Origin of the sequence: Shinella sp. JR1-6, from assembly GCF_004284735.1 — a bacterium.
Taxonomy (GTDB): Bacteria; Pseudomonadota; Alphaproteobacteria; order Rhizobiales; family Rhizobiaceae; genus Shinella.
In genome coordinates this window covers 35,986-59,075 of the sequence record NZ_SHMI01000003.1, presented here as the reverse complement: position 1 = coordinate 59,075, position 23,090 = coordinate 35,986, and the positions used below count along the sequence as shown (strand labels likewise).

Annotated in this window: 20 protein-coding genes; 6 read left to right on the top strand and 14 right to left on the bottom strand. The window is 65.8% G+C overall.

The window, feature by feature from the left end; all coding sequences use genetic code 11:
• Window positions 1-4: 4 nt before the first annotated feature.
• The 4 genes from EXZ48_RS05520 to EXZ48_RS05505 form a co-directional block, all read right to left on the bottom strand.
• A complete protein-coding gene (locus EXZ48_RS05520; protein ID WP_023515251.1) occupies window positions 5-1,525 on the bottom strand; it encodes a Ppx/GppA family phosphatase in 1,521 nt (506 codons plus the stop codon).
• An 11-nt stretch (window positions 1,526-1,536) separates the two neighbouring features.
• Complete coding sequence (locus tag EXZ48_RS05515) at window positions 1,537-3,753, bottom strand: RNA degradosome polyphosphate kinase (protein WP_024270861.1); 2,217 nt, start codon at window positions 3,751-3,753, stop codon at window positions 1,537-1,539.
• Window positions 3,754-3,893: 140 nt separating this feature from the next.
• Window positions 3,894-4,589 (bottom strand): DnaA regulatory inactivator HdaA, encoded by a 696-nt coding sequence (gene hdaA, locus EXZ48_RS05510; protein WP_130514720.1) that lies wholly within the window; start codon window positions 4,587-4,589, stop codon window positions 3,894-3,896.
• A gap of 78 nt (window positions 4,590-4,667) precedes the next feature.
• A complete protein-coding gene (locus tag EXZ48_RS05505) occupies window positions 4,668-5,786 on the bottom strand; it encodes an AI-2E family transporter (RefSeq protein WP_023515515.1) in 1,119 nt (372 codons plus the stop codon).
• A gap of 378 nt (window positions 5,787-6,164) precedes the next feature.
• Between EXZ48_RS05505 and purM the strand changes: the two genes are divergently transcribed.
• Together purM and purN are read left to right on the top strand one after the other, a co-directional pair.
• A complete protein-coding gene (gene purM, locus EXZ48_RS05500; protein ID WP_130514718.1) occupies window positions 6,165-7,238 on the top strand; it encodes a phosphoribosylformylglycinamidine cyclo-ligase in 1,074 nt (357 codons plus the stop codon).
• The gene (purN, locus tag EXZ48_RS05495) at window positions 7,235-7,900 is read left to right on the top strand and encodes a phosphoribosylglycinamide formyltransferase (protein ID WP_130514716.1); all 666 of its coding nucleotides are present in this window, start codon (window positions 7,235-7,237) and stop codon (window positions 7,898-7,900) included. Before purM ends, purN begins: the two co-directional genes overlap by 4 nt.
• Before the next feature lie 165 nt (window positions 7,901-8,065).
• On the opposite strand, the gene EXZ48_RS05490 is transcribed toward purN, so the two are convergent.
• Entirely contained in the window at window positions 8,066-8,842 is a 777-nt protein-coding gene (locus EXZ48_RS05490; protein WP_023515072.1) for a L,D-transpeptidase, read from the bottom strand.
• A 270-nt stretch (window positions 8,843-9,112) separates the two neighbouring features.
• On the opposite strand from EXZ48_RS05490, the gene EXZ48_RS05485 reads away from it, so the two are divergent.
• Window positions 9,113-10,072, top strand: coding sequence for a glutathione S-transferase family protein (locus EXZ48_RS05485; protein WP_130514714.1), 960 nt, complete (start codon window positions 9,113-9,115; stop codon window positions 10,070-10,072).
• Here the strand turns inward: EXZ48_RS05485 and EXZ48_RS05480 are convergent.
• The 3 genes from EXZ48_RS05480 to EXZ48_RS05470 all read right to left on the bottom strand — a co-directional run bounded on the left by EXZ48_RS05480 (window position 10,069) and on the right by EXZ48_RS05470 (window position 13,281).
• A complete protein-coding gene (locus EXZ48_RS05480) occupies window positions 10,069-11,694 on the bottom strand; it encodes a cisplatin damage response ATP-dependent DNA ligase (protein WP_130514712.1) in 1,626 nt (541 codons plus the stop codon). The two genes, EXZ48_RS05485 and EXZ48_RS05480, sit on opposite strands and share 4 nt — an antisense overlap.
• Window positions 11,695-11,734: 40 nt before the next feature.
• Window positions 11,735-12,745, bottom strand: a complete 1,011-nt coding sequence (locus tag EXZ48_RS05475; RefSeq protein WP_130514711.1) for a ligase-associated DNA damage response exonuclease — start codon at window positions 12,743-12,745, stop codon at window positions 11,735-11,737.
• Between the two features lie 89 nt (window positions 12,746-12,834).
• Window positions 12,835-13,281: a MarR family winged helix-turn-helix transcriptional regulator gene (locus EXZ48_RS05470; RefSeq protein ID WP_024271212.1), complete on the bottom strand. Its 447-nt coding sequence runs from the start codon at window positions 13,279-13,281 to the stop codon at window positions 12,835-12,837.
• 158 nt (window positions 13,282-13,439) lie between these two features.
• Between EXZ48_RS05470 and EXZ48_RS05465 the strand changes: the two genes are divergently transcribed.
• Window positions 13,440-14,537 (top strand): GGDEF domain-containing protein, encoded by a 1,098-nt coding sequence (locus tag EXZ48_RS05465; protein ID WP_050743504.1) that lies wholly within the window; start codon window positions 13,440-13,442, stop codon window positions 14,535-14,537.
• A 105-nt stretch (window positions 14,538-14,642) separates the two neighbouring features.
• On the opposite strand, the gene EXZ48_RS05460 is transcribed toward EXZ48_RS05465, so the two are convergent.
• Complete coding sequence (locus EXZ48_RS05460) at window positions 14,643-16,943, bottom strand: EAL domain-containing protein (protein WP_130514709.1); 2,301 nt, start codon at window positions 16,941-16,943, stop codon at window positions 14,643-14,645.
• A 234-nt stretch (window positions 16,944-17,177) separates the two neighbouring features.
• On the opposite strand from EXZ48_RS05460, the gene EXZ48_RS05455 reads away from it, so the two are divergent.
• Window positions 17,178-18,545: a TIGR03808 family TAT-translocated repetitive protein gene (locus EXZ48_RS05455; protein WP_130514707.1), complete on the top strand. Its 1,368-nt coding sequence runs from the start codon at window positions 17,178-17,180 to the stop codon at window positions 18,543-18,545.
• Window positions 18,546-18,655: 110 nt separating this feature from the next.
• Here the strand turns inward: EXZ48_RS05455 and EXZ48_RS05450 are convergent, their stop codons facing one another.
• The 4 genes from EXZ48_RS05450 to EXZ48_RS34765 all read right to left on the bottom strand — a co-directional run bounded on the left by EXZ48_RS05450 (window position 18,656) and on the right by EXZ48_RS34765 (window position 21,257).
• Window positions 18,656-18,910: a hypothetical protein gene (locus EXZ48_RS05450; RefSeq protein ID WP_050743502.1), complete on the bottom strand. Its 255-nt coding sequence runs from the start codon at window positions 18,908-18,910 to the stop codon at window positions 18,656-18,658.
• Entirely contained in the window at window positions 18,910-19,407 is a 498-nt protein-coding gene (locus EXZ48_RS05445; protein ID WP_130514705.1) for a copper chaperone PCu(A)C, read from the bottom strand. The genes EXZ48_RS05450 and EXZ48_RS05445 overlap by 1 nt, the downstream gene beginning before the upstream one ends.
• A gap of 26 nt (window positions 19,408-19,433) precedes the next feature.
• Entirely contained in the window at window positions 19,434-20,813 is a 1,380-nt protein-coding gene (locus EXZ48_RS05440; protein WP_371687644.1) for a PepSY-associated TM helix domain-containing protein, read from the bottom strand.
• A gap of 72 nt (window positions 20,814-20,885) precedes the next feature.
• Window positions 20,886-21,257: a hypothetical protein gene (locus tag EXZ48_RS34765; RefSeq protein ID WP_165909284.1), complete on the bottom strand. Its 372-nt coding sequence runs from the start codon at window positions 21,255-21,257 to the stop codon at window positions 20,886-20,888.
• A 270-nt stretch (window positions 21,258-21,527) separates the two neighbouring features.
• On the opposite strand from EXZ48_RS34765, the gene EXZ48_RS05430 reads away from it, so the two are divergent.
• On the top strand, window positions 21,528-22,187 hold the full coding sequence (locus EXZ48_RS05430) for a glutathione S-transferase family protein (protein WP_130514701.1): 660 nt from the start codon (window positions 21,528-21,530) through the stop codon (window positions 22,185-22,187).
• Here EXZ48_RS05430 and EXZ48_RS05425 read toward each other — a convergent pair.
• Window positions 22,147-23,088 carry a LysR substrate-binding domain-containing protein gene (locus EXZ48_RS05425; protein WP_130514699.1) on the bottom strand — a complete coding sequence of 314 codons (942 nt, stop codon included), beginning with the start codon at window positions 23,086-23,088 and terminating at the stop codon, window positions 22,147-22,149. The genes EXZ48_RS05430 and EXZ48_RS05425 overlap by 41 nt on opposite strands.
• Between the last annotated feature and the right edge of the window lie 2 nt (window positions 23,089-23,090).

The window sequence follows — 23,090 nt, the reverse complement described above, 5'->3', positions numbered from 1 at the left end:
GGCCTCACAGGAACCGGAAGGCGAGCTTCCTGCCCGTCAGCTTGGCAAGCTGCTGCAGGCGGCCGTCGAGCCGTTCGCCGGCAAGCTCGGAAAAATCGGCGGGCACGACGAATTCGAGGTCGGTATCCGGCGCGCTCGACTTGCGGATGGAAAGGTGCGGCACGACGCCGGGCATGGAGGCAGAGAACGGGTAGACGATCCGCAGCAGGGCACCGACGAGTTTCGCCAGCTCACGCAGCCGGGGCGTGGCGATCGCGGCCAGCGAACTGCTGACGGCATCGTCGTTCAGGCCTTCGAAGCGGTAGTAGTTGGTGAGTGCGATGAAGGCGCGGCCCGGATGGGTGATGCCGATGAAGGTGCCGTGTGCGATGAGGTTCAGCGCCTGCAGGCCGCGATAATCGGGATGGGCGCGCCAGCTGATATCGGCAAGCAGGCAGGCAGCCTCGCGGTAGCGGCGCTCCTCCTCCGTTTCGGTGATGCCGAAGAACGGCATCATGCGGCCGGTCCATTCGGCAAGCTCGCGGGCATGTTCCGGCGAGCGGGCGCGCAGGATGGCAAGCTCGCCGGCGGCGGCAAGCAGTGGATCGCGTCCCTTTTCCCGGTCGGGCAAGAGCGAATAGAGAAAACCTTCGCGCACGCCCTGCGCGGAGAAGAAGACCCGGGAGGGCTTCATCAGCGCGATCGTCTCCTGCAGGGCGACGGCGCCGAAGGGAAGCAGGTTGCGGCGGCCCTTGGAGATCGCCGCATAGGCGGCGTCCTTCTGATCCTTGGCCGTCACGATGTCCGTCAGGAAATCCATGGCATCGGCAAAGCCGAGCTCATAGCCCTGGATCATGTGCAGCGGATAGTTCTGCACCTCCATGTGCAGGGCGCCGATGGCGCGCCAGGTGCCGCCGACGGCATAGAAGGCGCGGCCGGTGCCGTTCTTCAGGAGGTTGGCGGTGCGCAGGTACTTGCGCGCGACGATACGGGCCTGGGCGGTCGAGCCGCCGGAGGCTTCCGAGAGGCGGATGCCGCCAAGCGGCAGCGTGATGCCGCGGCCGATCATGGCGCCCGCCACGTCGACCAGCTCCAGCGAGCCGCCGCCAAGGTCGCCGACGATGCCGTCGGGATCGTGAAAACCGCTGACGATGCCGAGCGCGGAGAAATAGGCCTCTTCCTCGCCGGTGAGGACGCGGATCTTCTGGCCGAGGATGAGCTGCGCCTGGTGGATGAAATCCGGACCGTTTTCCGCCTCGCGCGCCGCGGCGGTCGCCAGCGCGAACATGGTGGAGGCGCGCGCCTGCCAGGAGAGCGCCTTGAAGCGATGAAGGGCGGCAAGCGCCCGCTCGACGCTGGCCGGATCCATGCGGCCGGTCTTGGCAAGCCCCTTGCCGAGGCCGCACATCACCTTCTCGTTGAACAGGATGGCCGGCGAACGGCTCATGCCCTCGTAGATCACGAGGCGAATCGAGTTCGAACCGATATCCACGACTGACACCGGGGCAATTCCAGGCAAACGCCCCTGGGCTTCAGACTCAACCATGCATATCCAGTTTACTTCTTACGGCGGCCTTTCCAGCCCGCGATCGCCTTCGGTGCCGAGGACTTCAGAGCTTCACCCCGGCCGGACAGGCTGGGGTTGGTCATGAAGTAGTGCTGAGCGTTGAACGGCTCGGCACCGGGCTGCACTTCCATGCGCCGGGACGTTCCGTCCGCAAGAATCTCGTAGCTCTGCTGGTTATCGATGAGATTGCCCAACATGATCTGCGAGAGAACCTGCTCATGCACCGTCCGGTTGATCAAAGGCACGAGTGTCTCGACTCGCCGGTCCAGGTTTCGCGGCATCATGTCCGCGGAGCTTATATAGACCAGCGCCTTGTCTGAGGGAAGCCCGTGGCCGTTGCCGAAGCAGAAGATGCGGGAATGTTCGAGGAAGCGGCCGACGATGGATTTGACATGGATGTTGTCGGAAAGGCCGGGAACCTGCGGGCGCAGGCAGCAGATGCCACGCACGACGAGATCCACCTCCACGCCCGCCTGGCTCGCGCGATAGAGCGCGTCGATGATGTCGGGATCGACCAGTGAATTCATCTTCATCCAGATGGCCGCCGGAGCGCCGTTCCTGGCATGCGCAATCTCCTCCTCGATATGGCGGAGAATGCGCGGGCGCAGCGTATAGGGCGAGAAAGCGAGCTTCATGCCGGCTTCGGGCTCGCCGTAGCCGGTGATGAAGTTGAAGATGTTCGCCATGTCGTTGGCGATCGTCGGGTTACAGGTGAAGAAGGAAAGATCCGTATAGATCTTCGCGGTGATCGGATGGTAGTTGCCGGTGCCGAGGTGGCAATAGGTACGAAGCTTGCCCTCCTCGCGGCGCACGACCATCGACATCTTGGAATGGGTCTTCAGTTCGATGAAACCGAAGACGACCTGCACGCCGGCGCGTTCGAGGTCGCGCGCCCAGCGGATGTTGGCTTCCTCGTCGAAGCGGGCCTTCAGTTCCACCAGCGCCGTCACCGACTTGCCGGCCTCGGCGGCGTCGATCAGCGCGCGCACGATCGGGCTGTCGTTGGAGGTGCGGTAGAGCGTCTGCTTTATCGCCAGAACGTCAGGATCGCGCGCAGCCTGGAGAAGGAACTGGACCACCACGTCGAAGCTTTCGTAGGGGTGGTGGACGACCATGTCCTTTTCGCGGATGGCGGCGAAGCAGTCTCCGGCGTGCTCTCGGACGCGTTCGGGAAATCGGGCATTGTAGGGCTCGAACCGAAGGTCGTTGCGCGGCGCCTTGGCGATTTCCGACAGCGTGTTGAGGGCGAGAAGGCCGGGCAGAACGGCGACACGGTTGTCCGGCACGTTGAGTTCGCCGACGACGAAGCGGCGCAGCGATTCGGGCATTTCCGAATCGGTCTCGATGCGGATCACCGAGCCGCGACGGCGGCGCTTCAGCGCCGTCTCGAAGAAGCGCACGAGATCTTCGGCCTCTTCCTCCACTTCGATATCGCTGTCCCGGATGATGCGGAAGGTGCCCGAGCCGCGCACGATGTAGCCGGGGAAGAGCCTTCCGATGAAGAGCCCGACCGCGTCCTCCAGCGTGATGTAGCGGATCGCGCCCTTGGCGTCGGGCAGGCGGATGAAGCGGTCGAGCGCGACCGGCAGGCGCAGGAGCGCCGTCATCGGCTCCTTGCCCGTCGTGCTTTCCAGCTGCAGGCCGATCGAGAAGCCCAGATTGGGGATGAAGGGGAACGGATGGGCCGGGTCGATCGACAGCGGCGTCAGAACCGGGAAGATCGACTGGGTGAATTCCTGCTGCAGCCAGACCTTGTCGTCGCTCGACAGCCCGGTCGGGCGCACGATCAGGATGTCTTCCTTGGCGAGATACTGCTGGAGCACGGCAAGCGAGGCCTGCTGCTCCATCTGGAGATTGTCGATCTCCTTGAGGATGTCGTCGAGCTGTTCGGCCGAAGTCTTGCCGTCAGGGCTGCGGATGCCGACGCCCTGGCGCACCTGGCCCTCGAGGCCGGCGACACGCACCATGAAGAATTCGTCGAGGTTGCCCGCCGAGATCGACAGGAAACGCACGCGCTCCAGCAGCGGATGGGCGGTGTTCAGCGTTTCCTCTAGGACGCGGCGATTGAACTGCAGCCAGGAGAATTCACGGTTGATGAAGCGTTCGGGGCTTGCCATCAAGGCTTCGACATCGACGGTCGCGCCTTCCGGCGGCGGCACCTGCTCGACGGGCTTTTCCTGCGCATGTTCCGAAGTCGCTGTATCCATTGGAGAGTCCGCCCCACTTTGCCGCCGGATCGGCCGCATGCTTGCCACGCGGGTTCGGACGGAAACCGATTTCCACTTTTCCCCGAACCGCTTAGCGTAGTTTGACGACGGAACTGTGACAGTCAATCCGGCAGGCCGGTTTAGCCGGCGAAATCCTCGCCCCCGGTCATGTCGCCGAGCACCTCCTGCGCCAGCGCGCGGGTGATCCGGCTGCCGCGGGCAAGCGCCAGCCGGTCGAGGCGCTCGACGAGCGTCTGGGCGGCCTCCAGCGAGCGTTCCATGCGGGCGACGATATAGGCCACAAGCCTTTCATCGACGAAGAGCTGACGGTCAGCGAAGAGCTTTATGATGACCTGCGAGAGCAGTTCGTCGTCCGGCTCGCCGATCTCCACCACCGTGGCGGCCTTCAGGCGCGAGCGCAGGTCCGCCAGCTCGACCGGCCAGGACATCGGCCAGAGCCGGCTGGTGATCATCAGCGTATGGCCGTTCTGGCGCACATTGTTGATGATGTGGAAGAGCGTGCGGTCGTCGAAACCGGCCCGGTCGGCGTCCTCGATCAGCACCGGCCCGCGCTCGGCCGCCGCCTCGGCGCCCCTGCCCGCCTTCGCCTCGATGATCTCGGCCCCCGCCTTCTCGCGCCAGATGGCCGCGAGATGCGATTTTCCCGAGCCGACGGGACCGGCGATGACGACGACCGGCGACGGCCAGTGCGGCCAGGCGTCGATCATCGCCACGGCGGCATTGACCGGCTCGGCGAGCAAAAGGTCGTCGCGCCCCGTCGCGGGGTCGTGCCCGAAGGCCAGCGGCAATTGTTCGGCGGTCTTGCGCGATGTCATGGTGCTACTCGGTACTAACTCTTCGTTCTGGCGCAAGTCCGGGCAAGACTGCTCCCCTTGGGGCAGCCGCGCCATCGGTCAACCCTCGGGCGTGCTCTCTTCGAGCAAGACGGGTTTGCTCGCGCCGTAGTAAAGGTCGCTGTCAAGGTAACGCTGCAGGCCGAAGCGGACAAGCACGCCGACGGCCGCAGCTGCCGGCACCGCGATCATCAGGCCGACGAAGCCGAAGAGCGCGCCGAAGGCGACCAGCGCGAACATCAGCCAGACCGGATGCAGGCCGACGCGTGAACCGACGAGCTTGGGCTGCAGGATGTTGCCCTCGATGAACTGGCCGGCGAAGAAGATGACGGCGATGAGCACCACCATCCAGTAGTCCGGCCAGAACTGCACGACGGCGACCCCCACCGCCAACACCAGACCGACCAGCGAGCCGACATAGGGAATGAAGCTGATGAGGCCGGCGAAGAGGCCGATCAGCAGGCCGAAATTGAGGCCGGCAAAGGACAGCCCGATGCCGTAGAACAGGCCGAGGATGATGCAGATAGAACCCTGCCCGCGCACGAAGCCGGCAATCGCCGCGTCCATTTCGGTCGCGATCTGGCGCACGTTGGCGACGTGGTCGCGCGGTACCCAGCTGTCCACCTTGGCGATCATGCGGTCCCAGTCGAGCAGGAGATAGAAGGCAACGACGGGCGTGATGACCAGAAGCGAGACGATGTTGACCAGCGCCATGCCGGAGTTCCAGACCTGCTTGAACACCGTGCCGAGGAAACCCGCGCCTTCGGCGAGGATGGAGGAAAAGCTCTGCTTGATCGTGCCCATCTGGCTGCTGATCCAGGTGGGCAGCAGGTCGGGATTGAAGCTCGCCACCAGCTCCTGCAACTGCGTGACGTAGCCCGGCAGCTTCTCCAGGAAATCCGCCGCCTGCGTGGCCAGCAGCGGGATGACGATCATCAGCGACAGCGCGAAGAGGATGACGAAGGCGACGAGGATGACCACCGTCGCCATCAGCCGGCTGAGGCCCCAGCGCTCCAGCCGGTCGGCGACCGGATCGAGGAAATAGGCGAGCGCCATGCCGGCGATGAAGGGCAGCAGGATATCGCTGAACACGAGGAGGAAGAGGAGGAAGAAGGCGAGCGCGATGAGCCAGAAGACCACCTGCCGCTTCAGTCCCGCACCGCTGATATGGGCTGCCATCGCGTTTCTTCCTCGTGTTTTGCCGCAATGCATGAGGAGATAGGATGCGGGCATGAGAAAGGTCAAGGCTCGGTGGGGTGATGGGGGAATGGCGTTTGTCCTCAATTTTCCCCTCATCCGGCCTGCCGGCCACCTTCTCCCCGCAAGCGGGGCGAAGGAAATGTGCCGCGCCGTTTTCCCCTATTTCCACATCATGCGGGGCAGGTCCCCTCTCCCCGCCTGCGGGGAGAGGGCTAGGGTGAGGGGCAAGCAGCGCCGCCATCCCCGCAAACCGGTGAAAAAATCCCTGCATTCCCGGCATTCTGCTTGCACTTCATCCCCCGTCATGCCAATCGGGCGCGACAAGCCTCAAGCGGGCCTCAAGCCGGAGACGTGAGCATGAGCCAGTCGGAAAAGAACGGTCTGACCTATAGCGACGCGGGCGTCGACATCGACGCGGGCAACCTGATGGTCGAGAAGATCAAGCCGGCCGTGCGCTCGACGCGCCGCCCGGGCGCGGATGGCGAGATCGGCGGATTCGGCGGCCTGTTCGACCTCAAGGCCGCCGGGTTCAAGGATCCGGTCCTCGTTGCCGCCAATGACGGCGTCGGCACCAAGCTGAAGATCGCCATCGACGCCGACAGGCACGACACGGTCGGCATCGACCTCGTTGCCATGTGCGTCAACGATCTTGTCGTCCAGGGCGCCGAACCCCTCTTCTTCCTCGACTATTTCGCCACCGGCAAGCTCGACCCCGACCAGGGCGCCGCAATCGTCGAAGGCATCGCCGAAGGCTGCCGGCAGGCCGGCTGCGCGCTCATCGGCGGCGAGACGGCGGAAATGCCGGGCATGTATTCGCATGGCGACTATGACCTCGCGGGCTTTGCCGTCGGCGCGGCCGAGCGTGGCGAGCTGCTGCCCTCGGGCGACATCGCCGAAGGCGACGTCATCCTCGGCCTCGCCTCCTCGGGCGTGCATTCCAACGGCTATTCGCTGGTGCGCAAGATCGTGACGCTCTCGGGCCTCGCCTGGGATGCGCCCGCCCCGTTCGACACCGCAAAGAGCCTCGGCGAGGCGCTGCTGACGCCGACGAAGATCTATGTGAAGCCGCTCCTGAAAGCGATCCGCGAGACCGGATCCATCAAGGCGCTGGCGCATATCACCGGCGGCGGTTTTCCGGAGAACATTCCGCGCGTGCTGCCGAAGCACCTTGCCGCCGAGATCGACCTTGCCGCCGTCAAGGCGCCGGCCGTGTTCTCGTGGCTGGCGAAAACCGGCGGCGTGGCGGCCACGGAAATGCTGCGCACCTTCAACTGCGGCGTCGGCATGATCGCCGTTGTACCCGCCGACAAGGCCGACGCGGTTGTCGCTGTCCTCGCCCGCGAGGGTGAAACCGCCTTCCGTCTCGGCCGCATGGTCGCGCGCGACGAGGGCGCCGCCGGCACGATCTACAAGGGCACGCTCGCCCTATGAGCGGATCCCGCAAGCGCGTCGTCGCCTTCATTTCGGGCGGCGGCTCCAACATGCTGGCTCTGGCGAAGGCCGCGGAGGCCCCGGATTTCCCGGCCGAGATCGTCGCCGTCTTCTCCGACAAGGCGGAGGCCGGCGGCCTAGCCAAGGCCGAGGCGCTGGGCATCGCGACCCGCACCTTCCTGCGCAAGGACTATGCCAGCAAGGACGCGCACGAGGCCGCCATTCTGGAAGCGCTCGAGACGCTCTCGCCCGATCTCATCTGCCTTGCCGGCTACATGCGCCTCATCTCCGGCGCCTTCGTCAACCGGTATGAAGGCCGCATCCTCAACATCCACCCGTCGCTGCTGCCGCTCTTCCCCGGCCTCCACACGCACCAGCGCGCCATCGACGCCGGCATGCGCGTCGCCGGCTGCACGGTGCATTTCGTGACCGAAGGCATGGATGAAGGCCCGGTCGTCGTGCAGGCCGCCGTGCCGGTGCTGCCGGGCGACACGTCCGACACGCTCGCCGCACGGGTGCTGACGGTGGAGCACCGCAGCTATCCGCTCGCGCTGCGGCTCGTTGCCGAGGGCAAGGTACGCATGGAGGGCGGCAAGGCCGTTTCCACCGATGACCTGCCGCAGATCGACGGCGCGCACCTGATCTCGCCGGCGGCGGTTTAAAGCCGTCCTGCGGCTGCTTTCTCCTGCCCGTTCATTCGGGCGGGCTTGCCCTACCCACCAGCGTCATCCTCGGGCTCGCCCCGTAGATCCATCACCGCACCGGAGTGTGGATGGTCGGGTCAGGCCCGACCATGACGAAGGAGGTTGGCGGGGAACGGTTTGCGCTCAGATCACCAGGATCGGCGCCTTGCCCTTCACGCGATCGTAGAGATCCATCACATCCTGGTTGAGCATGCGCACGCAGCCGGAGGACACGGCCTTGCCGATGGATTTCCATTCCGGCGAACCGTGCAGGCGATAGAGCGTGTCCTCGCCGTTCTGGAAGATGTAGAGGGCGCGCGCGCCGAGCGGGTTGTTGAGGCCGCCGGGCATACCCCCATTGGCGGCGGAGTATTTGACGAGTTCCGGCTGGCGCGCGACCATCTCGTCCGGCGGCGTCCATTTCGGCCAGGCCTGCTTCCACTGGATAACGCCGCGGCCCGACCAGGAAAAACCCTGCCGGCCGATGCCGACGCCGTAGCGCATGGCGCGGCCGTTCGGCTGGATGAGGTAGAGGAAGCGGTTTCCCGTATCGACGATGATCGTGCCCGGCCGCTCGCCGAACGGGCTCTCGACCTCCTGGCGGTAATAACGCGCGTCGATCTGCTGGTAGGGCACCGCCGGCACCTGATAGCCCCCGTCGGAGACCGGGGCGTAGATCGCGGCGTACCGGGAGGATTCGGGCAACAGGCCCGATGGCGGCGTCTGGCCGTAGATGCTGGTCGGCTGCCTGCCGTCGATATATTCCGGCCGGCCTTCGAGCGCGGGATTGCGGAAATAGGGCCGTGTCTCCTCGCGGAACCGGTCGGTGTTCATCGAGGATGTGCAGCCCGCAAGCCCCGTCGCCATGGCAAGGCCGGAGAACTGCAGAAAACGGCGGCGGGAGAGCGCGGTGTCGGTCATGGAGATCGTCAAATCCGTTGTGCGGAAACGTAGAATGGGGCGAGAGGCTGAATCACTAACTAACAAGCGGCAAATTAGGTCCATAACCCTGCCGCAATTGTGGCAATTGCGGCTGACCTCAGGCTTGCGCGCCCGCTTTTCGCCGCGCTGTCGCCGCCCGGCCACGGCGGGCCCGGTTTGTGAACGCTGTGTCAATCACCGGACGAATTGCCGTTTTCGCGCGCGCGGACTATCCCGGATGGCAACTTCAACCGAAACGAGGGTGGCACGATGCTTGTCAACGGCAAATGGACGGAAGACTGGCAACCCGTCCAGGCAAAGGACGCCAAGGGCGGCTTCGTGCGGCAGGTTTCAAGCTTCCGCAACTGGGTGACGCCCGACGGCAGCGCCGGCCCGACGGGCGACGGCGGCTTTGCGGCCGAGGCCGGGCGCTACCAGCTCTATATCGCGCTGATCTGCCCGTGGGCCTCGCGCACGCTGATCACCCGCACGCTGAAGAAGCTCGACGACGTGATTTCCGTCTCGATCGTCGAGCCGGCGCTGTCCGCCCAGGGCTGGCGCTTCGGCGACTATCCCGGCGCGAACCGCGACGACCTCAACGGCGCGACCTACATGCACGAGCTCTACACCCGCGCCGCGCCGACCTTTACCGGCCGCGCCACCGTGCCGGTGCTCTGGGACAAGGCATCGAAGACGATCGTCAACAACGAATCCGCCGACATCATACGCATGCTGAACAGCGGTTTCGGCGCGCTGGCGGACGAAAGCGTCGACCTTTATCCCGAAGCCCTGCGCGGCGAGATCGACACGCTCAACGAACGCATCTATCCCGCGCTCAACAACGGCGTCTACCGCGCCGGCTTCGCCACCACGCAGGCCGCCTACGAGGAGGCCTTCGACGGCGTCTTTTCGATGCTGGACGAATTGGAGGCACGCCTTGCCGCCGGCGGGCCGTTCCTCACCGGCACGATCTTCACCGAGGCCGACACCCGCCTCTTCGTCACCCTCGTCCGCTTCGACGCCGCCTATTTCGGCCTCTTCAAGTGCAACCGCCGGCAGCTTGCCGACTATCCGGCGCTCTCGGCCTATACGAAGCGCGTGCTCGACCTCCCCGGCGTGCGCGAGACGGTCAGCATCGACCACATCAAGCACGGCTATTATTCGATCAAGACGCTGAACCCGAGCGGCATCGTGCCGCTCGGACCGGATCTTTCGGCACTGGGGCTTTAAGCCTCCTTCGCCTCCACCATCGCCATCAGCGTCTCCAGCCGGTCGGCGTCGGCGGGCAGCTTGTCCTGTCGCAGGCGGGCGATGCGGGGGAAGCGCATGGCGACACCGGATTTGTGGCGGGTGGAACGGTTGATGCCTTCGAAGGCGACCTCCAGCACGAAGCCGTAGCCGGGCTCGGCCCGGACGGCGCGCACGGGGCCGAAGCGGTCTGTCGTGTTGTTGCGCACATAACGGTCGAGCACGTCGAGTTCGGCATCGGTGAAGCCGAAATAGGCCTTGCCAACGGGAACCAGCATGGGGCCTTCTGGACCATCGGTCCAGACGCCGAAGGTGAAATCGGAATAGTAGCTCGACCGTTTGCCGTGGCCGCGCTGGGCATACATCATGACGGCGTCGATGTTGAAGGGATCGCGCTTCCACTTGAACCACGGACCCTTCATGCGGCCGGCCTGATAGGCGCTGTCGAGCCGCTTGAGCATCACCCCCTCGATGACCGGATCGGGCGGATCGCGGCGGATTTTCTCCAGTTCCTCCCACGAGGTGAACGGGACCAGCGGCGAGAGGTCGAACCGGTCGTGCGGCGCCCTTTCGATGATCGCGCCGAGGCGGGCGCGGCGAGCGGAAAAGCCTTCGGGACGCACATCCCCGTCGCCGTCGAAGAGCACGTCATAGGCCCGCACGAAGGCGGGATAGTCTTCCAGCATGCGCGCGGTGACGGTTTTCCGGTTGAGGCGCTGCTGGAGGTCGGAAAAGGTGCGCGTCGGGCTGTTCGTGCGGGCCGTGCCGCCGACCAGCAGCTCGCCATCCACCACGCCCTCGAAGTTGATCGCGTCGAGCACATCGGGAAAGGCGGCGGAGATATCATCGCCGGAGCGGGAATAGAGGCGGCGCGTGCTGCCGGCCGCGGAGAGTTGCACGCGAATGCCGTCCCATTTCCACTCGGCAGCAAAATCCGCGGGATCGAGCGTGTCGAGGTCCCCCTCGCCCACGGGATTGGCCAGCATGACGGAATGGAAGATGGCGGGCGTTGCGGGCACCGGGCGCTCCGCCCTTCCCTCCAGCCAGGCGAAGAGCGGCTCATAGGGCGGCGCAAGCCCGTGCCACAGCGTCTCGATCTCGGCGACATCCTTGCCCGCGAAATCGGCGAGCGCCTGCTTGGCGAGGCGGGCGGAGACGCCGATGCGCAGGCCGCCGGTCGCCAGCTTCAGGAAGGCGAAGCGGGCGGAGGGATCGAGCCGATCGAGAAGATCGCGCACGGCGCCGCGTACCTCCGTGCGGCCGAGCCCGTTCATGCGCGCGACGACCGTACCGAGCCGGGGCTGTGTTTCGTCCGGCACCCGCTCCTTGCGCTCCTGGTCCCAGACGAGCGCGATGGTTTCCGCGAGGTCGCCGACATAGTCGTAGGAATAGCGGAAGAGCACCTCGTCCATCCGCTCCAGCACGAGTTCGCGCAGGAGCGCCGGCTTGACGCTCTTCAGGTCCAGCGTGCCGGCAAGGGCGGCAAGGCCGTAGCCGCGATCGGGATCGGGCGTATCGCGGAAGTAGTCGGCAAGCAGCGTGAGCTTGCCGCCCCGCGACGGGGTGAGAACGAGGCGGTCGAGGAGTGTGGCGAAGGCTCTCATGGATGACCTTTCGCGCGATGGCAGCGGGTGCGTTTCAGCCTCAATCCCCCTCATCCTCATAGCCAACGAGATGCAGCGGCCGGGCCGGGACGCCAGCGAGTTCGCACCAGCGCACCAGTGCCTCCTCACGGCCATGTGTCACCCAGACCTCACGCGGCGCAAGCTCGCGGATCGTCTCGGTCAATTCAGGCCAGTCGCAATGGTCGGAGATGACGAGCGGCAGCTCGACGCCGCCCTGTTTTGCCCGCTGGCGCACCATCATCCAGCCGGAGGCGAAGGCGACGAGCGGCTCGTTGAAGCGCCGCGCCCAGCGGTCGGCGAAGGCAGAAGGCGGGCCGACGACGACGGCGCCGCGGAAATCGGCGGGGCTGCTGCCCTCCGTCGTGGCGGGACGCAGATCGCCGAGCGCGATGCCGCAGCTGACATAATAGTCGCAAAGGCGGGCGAGCGAACCGTGGATGTAGATCGGTGCGTCATAGCCACAATCACGCAGCAGGCGGATGACGCGCTGCGCCTTGCCCAGCGAATAAGCGCCGAGGAGATGGCTGCGCTCTGGGAACTGCCGCAGCGAGGACAGCAGCTTGCCCATCTCGCCCTTCGGCTCGGGATGGTGGAAGACCGGCAGGCCGAAGGTCGCCTCGGTGATGAAGACGTCGCAAGGTACCGGCTCGTAAGGGGTCGAGGTCGGGTCAGCGCCGCGTTTGTAATCGCCCGACGCGACGATGCGCAGCCCGTTCCGTTCGACGGCGATCTGTGCCGAGCCGAGCACATGCCCGGCGGGATGGAAGGAGACGGTGACGCCGGAAAGGTCGATGCGCTCGCCGAAGGCCGCCGCCTGCCTCGTCCCGCAAAAATCCGCGCCGTAACGGATTTCCATGATGTCGAGCGTCTCGCACGTCGCCAGCACTGCGCCATGGCCGGCGCGGGCATGGTCGGAATGGCCGTGCGTGATCAGCGCCCTCGCCACGGGGCGGACGGGATCGATGTAGAAATCGCCGGCAGGGCAATAGAGGCCGGCGGGCGCCGGATGGAGGAGCTGGTCGGGCTTCATCGGGGAGAAGATAGTGGGTTTCGCGCGCGCCGCCAGTGGCAGGCGCGCGCGGCGGGCCGCAAACCGAGGCTCTCGCCCTGTGCGTCCGCTCAGGCGATCGCCAGCATGCCGGCGCGCAGCACGGCCATGTCGACGTCCGAAAGCTGGCGGTCGATCTTCTCGTGCGTTTCCTTCCAGACCGGGAAGGCCTTCGTCAGCAGCCGGCGCCCCTCGCCCGTCAGGCGCAGCAGCCGACCGCGCCGGTCGCGCGGATCGGCCTCGATGACGACGAGGCCGCGACGCTCGAGCGGCTTCAGCGCGGCCGTCAGCGTCGTGCGGTCCATGGCTAGCACGGCGGCGACCGGGCCCATCGGCGGCGGTTCCGGCCGGTTCAGCGCCATCAGCAGCGAGAACTGGCCGTTGGTAAGACCATAGGGGCGCAGGGCGTCGTCGAACCGCCGGGCCAGCGCCCGCGCCGCGCGCTGGGCATGCAGGCACAGGCAATTGTCGCGCACGAAAAGGGTCGTCTCGTAGGGAATCAGGACATCGTCGGACATGCCCCTTACTGTTGATATCAACATAACAATGTCAAGGCCCATTCGGCCAACGAAGAAATCCCGCCTGCGAAAGCCTGACAATCGTCATTTTTAGACTTTGTTTAACAAGAAAATTCATACTTCGTGCACCAGTCGCCGGCAGCGAGGATTCCGCCCCCATGATGACAGACAAGACGCTTCTCGAGCAGATGCGCATCAACGAGATCGAAATCTTTCATCGCATGCAGCTGCTCGACCTCAGCCAGGACGAGCTGGACCTCATCGCCAGCCTGAAGAAACTGATCGAAAGCGAGATCGAGGACATCGTCGAGGCCTTCTACCGGCACCAGACGGAATTTGACGAGATCTCCATCGTCATCGGCGATTCCGAGACGATGCGCCGGCTGCGCGCGGCCCAGCGCAAATACATCATCGAGATGTTCTCCGGTTACTACGACGGCGAATATGTCAACAGCCGCCTGCGCATCGGCCTGGTGCACAAGCGCATCGGCGTCGAGCCGAAACTCTTCCTGTCCGGCGTGCGCACGCTCAAGCACATCCTGTTCTCCACCCTCGAACGGCATTTCGCCGATCCGGCGATCCTGCGCCCGATCATGGTCGCGATCGACAAGTTGTTCTTCTTCGACATCACGCTCGTCTTCGACACCTATATCGACACGCTGGTAAGCGAGGTCGAAAGCGCCAAGAAGCGCACCGAGGCCTATGCCTATGCGCTGGAAGAAAAGGCCAAGACGCTCGGCAACCACGCCGAACGGGACTCGCTGACCGGCCTCTACAACAAGCGCGGCATGATGAAGATCATGAAGAGCGAGCTGCGCATGGCCCAGCGCCGCCACACGCTGCTCAGCCTCATCTATATCGACGTCAACAAGTTCAAGCACATAAACGATACCTACGGCCATGCCAAGGGCGACGAGATCCTCATCTCGCTCGGCCACTGCATGAGCAACCAGGTGCGCTCGGCGGATTTCGCCTGCCGGGTCGGCGGCGACGAATTCTGCGTGATCCTGCCCGATTGCGACCATGCCGGCGCTCAGCAAATCGCCCAGCGCATCGCCAGCGAATTCTCTCTGGAAAACCCGGATTTCTCGATCAGCATCGGCGTGTCGGAAACCGGCACGCAGGAATATATGAGCGAGGACGCGCTCATCAAGGACGCCGACCAGCGCATGTACCTGCACAAGACCGGTGCGAACCTGCGCGCGGGCGCAGCGCCGGAGCAGACCGCGCAGAAGCGCTACAAGGCCGCCGGCTGAAGGCGAGAGCATTTCCGCCTTTCCTTGAATCGCGAAGGCGCTCCAGCTCCTTATTTTAACGCTATTCCGGGCGCAAAACCGCTGCGCACTTTTGCTGGAGTTGCCCTAGAGACTGGGAATACAGAGGATCGCCTGGAGGGCGCGGGCGTCGATGGGGCGGGAAAGGTAATAGCCCTGGATCTCGTCACAGCCGGCGTCGCGCAGGAAGTCCACCTGTTCGCGCGTCTCGACGCCTTCGGCGATCACCCGCAGCTGCAGCGTATGGGCGAGCGAGATGACGGCGCGGGCGATGGCGGCATCGTCACCGTCGTCGGGAAGGTCCTGCACGAAGGAGCGGTCGATCTTCAAGCGGCCGACGGGAAAGCGCTTCAGCGAGGAAAGGCTGGAATAGCCGGTGCCGAAATCGTCGATGGCCAGGTGCACGCCGAGCTTTTCGAGACGGTGCATGGTCTCTACCGCCTGCTGGACATCCTGCATGATCAGGCTTTCGGTGAGCTCCAGCTCCAGATAGCGCGCCTCCAGCCCGCTTTCGGCGAGGGCTGCGGCAACGCGCTCGACCCAGTCCTTCTCCTGGAACTGGCGGGCCGAGACGTTGACGCTGACGACGATGGGCGGCAGGCCGCTTTCCTGCCACGCCTTGTTCTGCCGGCAGGCGGCGCGCAGGGTCCAGTCGCCGATCGGGCCGATCAGCCCGGTCTCCTCGGCCAGCGGAATGAAATCACCTGGGCCGATCAGCCCGCGCTCGGGATGGCGCCAGCGGATCAGCGCCTCGACGGCGAAGATGCGCCCGGTCGCAAGATCCATCTGCGGCTGGTATTGCAGGAAGAGCTCGCCCTGGGCGAGTGCGTGGCGCAGTTCCTCCTGGCGCTCCAGCTTCTCGTGCGCCCGGTTGGCAAGCTCGGCGGTGAAGACCTGCATGGCATCGCGGCCGATCTCCTTGGCGCGGTACATGGCGGCATCCGCGCGGGCCATCAGCTCGGTCGCGTTGCGTCCGTGCTCCGGATAGGCGGCAACGCCCATGCTGCAGGTGATCTGGAAGGAACGGCCCTCGATGAGAACAGGCTCGGCGACCGCCTCGCGCACGGCGCGCAGCCGGTCCTCCACGCTCTCGCCCTTGCGCATAGCACCGTTGATCAGCACGACGAACTCGTCGCCGCCGAGACGCACGATGCTGTCGCTCGCCCGCACGCACTGCTGCATGCGCGCGGCGACGATCTTCAGCAGCGCGTCGCCGGCATGGTGGCCGAGGCTGTCATTGACCAGCTTGAAATTGTCGAGATCGAGGAAGGCGAGCGTCATCGAGCCACCGCGCTCGTCCGCCGCCTCGATGGCCGAGGCGACGCGCTCGTCGAGCATGCTGCGGTTCGGCAGGCCCGTCAGCGTGTCGTGATGGGCCATGAACTGGATGCTGTCTTCCGCTTCCTTGCGCTCGATGGCGATGCCGGCAATGTGCGTCGCCATGCCGACGAGCTTCATGCATTCGGCAGTGGGCTCGCCGCTGCTGAGCGAATAGAGCGCGAAGGAGCCGAGCACCTTGCCCTGGTAGGAGCGGATCGGCGAGGACCAGCAGGCGCGGAAGCCATAGGGCGCAACGAGCGCCTTGAAATCCTCCCAGAGCGGGTCGGTCTGGATGTCGGAGACGATGACGGGTTCGCCCCGCCACATGGCCGTGCCGCAGGAGCCGACCTTCGGGCCGATCTCCAGGCCGTCGATCAGCTTGCAATAACCGGGATCGAGATTGGGCGCGGCGCCGCTCAGCATGCGCTTGCCGTCGTGCGCTAGCATCAGGACGGAGCCTAGGACATCGGGCACATGCGCCTCGATGAGGAGGATGAGCGAAGAGAAGACCTCGGTCAGCGGCGCGCCGAGCGCGATCATCTTCAGAAGATGCGCCTGGCCGACATGCAGGCTCTCGGAGCGCTTGCGCTCGGTGATGTCCCGCGCGACGCCGACAAGGCCGATCACCTCGCCCTCGCCGTTGCGCACGGGCAGTTTCGAGGTGAGCAGCCATTTGAGCCGGCCCGTGGAATCGCGGATCAGCTCCTCCATGTCGAGCATCGGCCGGCCGGAACGGATGATCTCCTGTTCGGTCTCGAAGAAGCCGCGCGCGACATGTTCCGGATGGATATCGAAATCGGAGAGGCCTTCGAGGCTCTCCAGCCCCTCGCGCCGGTTGTCGATGACGATCGCGCGGTTGGCGACGACGAAGCGGCTGTTCCTGTCCTTGAAGTAGAGGTAGTCGGGCACCTCGTCGATCATGGCCTCGAGCCACATCGTGCGCTCGCTCTGCGCGGAGGCGAGCGGGAAGAGCCGGGCCGCCTCGCTGATGAGACGCTGGCTGGCGGACATCAACCGCACCGTCGGGTCGGCCTCGTCGTTGCCAAGGTGAGACAGTTTTGTCGACATGAATCCCTGCAAGTCCCAAACGCGAGGAAAGACATTGCCGGCCGCCTCTCCTTTCGGAATGCCCGACGGTACACCTAGAGTCGTTATCCAACCCTAAAGGAAACCGGCGAAATGCTGCCAATCCGGGGCCTTCCGCCCCATTTCGGCAACCCTGGCGCGCAGCATCCTTACCGTGCCGTTTCGGCACAACACCACCTGGCACGGTTCCTGCTCCTTTGCCGGCAAGGAGCTTTCATGGTTAGCAGACGGTTGTTCCTCTCGGGTCTCGGTCTCGGCGCGGCAGGCATCGCCGCCCCGGCACACGCCCGCACACAGCTGCCGGTCGTCGACGTCGACCTCAGGGGCAGCATCGATGCGTCGGCGCACGGCATCCGTCCCGGGGCAGACGACCGCAAGAGCAAGGCCTTCGCCAAGCTGCTGAAGGACGCGGCGGCGAAGAACACGCCGGTCTTCCTGCCGCCGGGCGACTATGCCGTCTCCAACATCACGCTGCCCGACAACACCCGCCTCACCGGCGTACCGGGCGCCACCCGCATCGTCTATGGCGGCGACGGCCACCTCTTCGCGGCCGATGGCGCGGGTCGGATCGAGCTTGCCAATCTCGTCATCGACGGGGCGAACCGCTGGCTCGGCGACACGGTGGACGGTCTCGTGCATTTCAGCAACGTCGCCAATGTGATCATCGAGAACTGCGAGATCCAGGGCTCTTCCAAGACCGCCGTCAGCCTGCAGCGCTGCGGCGGGCGCGTCGAGCGCAGCCGGCTTTCGGGCGCGGCCGAATACGCGCTCTATGCCGTCGAGAGCCGCGACCTCTCGGTCACCGGCAACCACGTCTTCGACTGCGGCAACGGCGGCATCCTCATCCACCGCTGGGAGAAGGGCCGCGACGGCACGATCGTCTCGGGCAATCGCATCGCCCGGATTTCCGCCACCCATGGCGGCACCGGCCAATATGGCAACGGCATCAACATCTTCCGCGCCGACGCGGTGATGATCAGCAACAACCACATTTCCGGCTGCGCCTTTTCCGCCATCCGCGCCAATGCCGGCTCCAACGTGCAGATAGCGGGCAACACCTGTCTCGACAGCGGCGAGACGGCGATCTACTCCGAATTCGGCTTCGAGGGCGCACTGGTCAACAGCAACCTCGTCGACGGCGCCGCCAACGGCATCCTCATCGTCAATTTCGACGAGGGCGGGCGGCTGGCCACCGTCAGCGGCAACGTGGTGCGCAACCTGAAGCTCGAAGGCCCCTATGTCCACGACGGCGCCGGCTTCGGCTTCGGCATTGCCGTGGAGGCCGATACGGTCGTCTCCGGCAACACGGTGGAGAATGCCCCGAAATGGGGGCTGATGCTCGGCTGGGGGCCCTATATGCGCGGCCTCGTCGTCAGCGGCAATCTGGTGCGCCAGAGCCCGGTCGGCTGCGCGGTGACGGTCGTGGAGGAAGCGGGCTCGGCCCTCATCTCCGGCAATATCTTCGAGGATACCCCGAACGGCGCCATTGCCGGCTACCGCTGGAACGAGCGCACCACCGGAGACCTTGCAAGCGAGGGCTCGACCTTCGCGCATCTGACGATCGAACGGAACCGGACGGGCTGACCCCGTTCCGCGACGCGTCTCTCCTTCCTGCCCGAACGGAGAGGCGCCATGGTGGATGAGGGGGCAGCCGCATCGCCCCCTCATCCGCTCTCATCCCCTGGTGGCCACCATCACCCCTTGGTGATCAGGATCAGCACCGTGAAGATCACCGGCACCATGGCGAGCGCCGGCAGGATGATCGCGGGGTAGCCGAAGATCGCGATCGCGAGGATCCAGATCAGCAGGCAATTGACGACGAACAGCGTCTTGGCGACCGCCGGGCCCTCGGCGGCTTCCCGCAGCATCCACCCGAAAACGGGGAAGGCATAGGCAAGCCGCAGGACGAGCGGCCGCCCGCTCGCTCGCGTCTCTTCACCCGCAGCCACTATTGATGGCCTTCATGGCTGGCGGCGGCGCCGTCAGCCGGCTTGGCACCCGGCTTGGCGGCCTCGATCTTGAAATCCACGTCGATCTTGCCGGCCTTCTTGAAATTCAGCGTCGCCTTGAATGTCTCGCCTTCCTTGAAGGGATGCTTGATGCGCATGAACATGACGTGCAGGCCGCCGGACTTCAGCTCGACCTTGGCGCCGGCCGGGATCTCGATGCCGTCGGGCAGCTGGCGCATCTTCATCACGTCGTTCTCCACGGCCATTTCGTGGATCTGCACGTCGTCGGAGACGTCGGGCGCGGTGATGGAGACGAGGCGGTCGGCCTCGGTGCCCTTGTTGGTGATGGTCATGAAACCGCCGCCGACGGGCTGGCCTGGCAGCGTCGCCTTGGAGGCGGGATGGCCGATCTCCAGGCTGCCGAGGGTGAACTCGTGGGCGAAGACGGCCGAGGCGGAGAGCGCCAGGGCGACGACGGAGGCAAGAATACGTTTCATGGAGAAAATCCTTTCTGGCTTTCGGTTCAGGAAAAGAAGCGCCGCAGCGGCGGCACGAAGCGGATGACAACCTGGTCGAGGAGGATCATGGCGAGGATGGTGAGGCCGGTCAGCGGGAAGAGCACGCCGAAGATGGCGGCGATGGCCCACAGGCCGGCATAGATGCGCCCCTCGCGCGGGCCAGGCGGCACGCCGATGCGGCCCTTCGGCCGGCGCTTCCACCACATGACGACACCCGACAGGCTCATCGCAATGACGACGAGGCAGGTGGAGAGCATGAGAAGCTGGTTGAACAGCCCCCACTCCTGCCCCTTGTGCACGTTGATGCCCCATTCGATCAGCTTGCCGGTCGCCGGATAGTCGGCATAGGCGGTATCGACGAGGCGTTCGCCGGTATACTGGTCGATGTGCAGCGTACGCTCGTATTGCAGGTCGGCCGGATAGATCGCCGCAGTGTAGACACCGGTCTCGCCCGAGGGCGGCGAGAGGTCGTAGCCGGGCAGCATGCCGGCAGCATTGGCGATCGATACGGCATTGTCGAGGCCGATGGCGGGCAGTGCCACCTGCCCCTCGCCCGGCGGCGTGGAAGTCGGCACCGGCGCGTTTTCGAGGAGCCAGGCGGTCTTCGGCAGCACATCCGTGGTGACCAGCATGGAATGCGGCACCCGGTCCCACAGCTCGACCGGATAGCCCATGCCGTTCGCCGTGAGATAACCGTTGACCTTGCTGCCCCAGAAACCGGTCCACAGCAGGCCGCTGAAGGCCAGGAACAGGATGAGCACGGCGGCGAAGATGCCGGTGACGGCATGCAGGTCGCGCCAGAAGACGCGCCGGGCCGGCGTGCCGCGCACGCTGAGCACGCCGCCCGTCTGGTTGCGCGGCCACCAGAGATAGACCCCGGTCAGGACGAGCACCACGGCAAACCCGGCGACGACCTCGATGATGCGCTCCCAGGAGGTGCCGAAGTAATCGAGGCTGTGCAGGTCCTCGACGACCTGGTTGAACTCCTCCTTGGCGCCGACCGTATCCAGAACGGCGCCGTCATAGGGATTGACGAAGACCAGCACCTTGCCGGCCTCGGTGGAGACGGTCACGCGGGCCGAGCGGTCCGTGCCGGCCGGCGTGCGGTAGGAGGAGAGCGCCGCGCCGGGCACGGCGGCGACGGCCTTTTCCACGATGGCCGAGGGCGGCAGCTCCGTGCCGCCGACCGCGACATAATTGCGGTAGCGGAACAGGCTGGCGTCGATCTCGTCGTTGAAGAGGTAGAGCCCGCCGGTGATGGCAAGGCTGATCATGAAGGGCACGGCGAGAAGGCCGGCGAAGAAGTGCCATCGCCAGATGGCGCGGTAGAGGCGCTGCGCGAGCGCGGAGGGTTCAGCGGCGGCAACGGCCGGCGCATCGGAAATCACGGACATGCAAGGGTCCTGTCAGGCTGGAGTTTCGGCACACGGCGGTAAACCGGCGTGCGGGCGCAACGATCAGGCGGACAGGAAGGGAGGCGCGCGGGGCGGCGCGCCGGGACGCTCGCGCCGCGGGCGCAACGCCTCCTCGACGAGGGGGAGCGCCGCGACACGGCGGAAGACAAACACGGCGCCGTCAAGATCGGCCGGCGTCGGTATCAGCATGGCACTGCCGATGCGGCAGGCCTCGCACTTCACCGGCGTCACATGCTTGACCTTGCCGTCGACCATGTCGTTGAGGCAGATGTCCGGCAGGGTGCCGTCGGGAAGAACGTACTGGGTGAGCTCCAGCGCGCTCGGCTGGGTGGCCGAGGCCGGCTGGTGGGCGAAACCGACGAACAGCAGGGCGACCGCGCAGAGAATGCGCAGGCAAGCGGCCCAGCGTGTCATGCATCGTGTCATCGGTCGTCCCCATCCGCGATCCGCACGGACCCTTCGCCCTTAGCCCCAGGCCGGCGGAAGGTCAATGCGACAATGCAGGCCCGGCACCATCACGACAATTCATGGATCGATCAGGCCGGCGCTCTACCGCTTCCCCGAACCGCCGCCTATGGTGCGGCACGGCCCGGGCCGTTTCGTCTTTCATCTAGCGCGAGAGATCGTCCGGGTTCTTTGTTCTGACGCAAGCCCGCACCAAGCCGGGCATCCCAGGGAGGATCCATGCTCACCATCTACGGCGTCTACCGCTCGCGCGCCTCGCGCAACTACTGGCTTGCCGGCGAACTCGGCCTTCCCTTCGAAAGCGTGCCGGTCATCCAGGCCTACCGGCTCGACGACCCGCAGGCGGCCGACGCCCCGCTCAACACCCAGTCGCCGGCGTTTCTCGCCGTCAATCCGACCGGCCTCATTCCCTGCATCGACGACAATGGCTTCGTCATGATGGAATCGCTGGCGATCAACCTCTACCTCGCCCGCAAGCATGGCGGCCCGCTCTCCGGCCAGACGATCACCGAAGAGGCCGACATGCTGCAGTGGACGATGTGGGCGGCAACCGAGGTCGAGCCGCATGCCGTGAAGATCATCATGCTGAACAACAGCAAGTCCGCCGAGAGCGAGGAAGGCCGTCTTGCCATCCGCGGCGCCGCGCGGGCGCTGAGGACCTGTTTCAGGCGGCTGGATGCCCATCTTGCCGCCACCGGCCATGTCGTCGGAGACCGCTTCACCGTCGCCGACCTCAACCTTGCGGAGGTCTTCCGCTATGCGATGAGCCAGGAGCAGCTCTTCGACGCGGCGCCGAACGTCAAGGCCTGGCTTGCGGCCTGCCAGGCGCGCCCGGCCTTCAAGGCGATGATAGCGACGCGGCTCGCCGAGCCGGAATGACCGCGCCGGCAAAGCCGTCCTCGTCCTCGGCGAGCGCCGCGCGCAGCCAGCGCTTGAACAGCGAAACCTTGCGCGGCTCCGGCACGCCCGGCGCCGTCACGAAATAATAGCCCATGCCGGTTTCCACCCGGATGGGGAACGGCGCGACGAGCCGCCCCTCCTTCAGTGCCCAGGAGGCCAGCACCGGATAGGCCAGCAGCACGCCCTGCCCCGCCAGCGCCGCATCGAGGCAGAGCGAGGCATCGGAAAAGACATGCCGCGCCTTGGGCGGCGGCACGGCGAACCCGGCAAGCGCCAGCCAGCGCTCCCAGGTGAAGGCGTCGTTGCCGTCGACCACGGCCGGTTGCTCCGACAGGTCCTGTGGCGTCCGGATCCCCTCCGCCAGCGCCGGCGCGCAGACCGGGAAGACGACCTGCGGCACCAGGAATTCCGCCGCCACATCCGGCCAGGTGCCCGGGCCGACACGGATGCAGAGGTCGACATCGGAGCGCGCCAGATCGACCAGTGTCGTCGAGGCCTCGATGCGCAGGCTGATATCGGGATGGGCGGCGGCGAAACGGTCGATGCGGTGGATGAGCCAGCGCGAGGCGAAGATCGGCGCGACCGAAATCGTCAGGATCGCATCGTCGCGGCGCTGGGTGGTGGCGACCGCCTCGGAAAGCTGGCCGAAACCTGCCGAAAGCCGCGCGAGGAACGGCGTGCCGAAGGCCGTGTGCTGCAGGCCGCGCGCGGTGCGGTCGAAGATCGCCCGGCCAAGCTGGTCCTCCGCCTTGATGATCTGTTGGCTCACCGCGCCCACCGTTACGCCGAGCTCTTCCGCCGCCGCCTGCAGCGAGCCGAGCCGACCCACCGCTTCCAGCGCCCGCAGGCCGTTGAGATGCACGCGATTGAGGTTTCTCATAT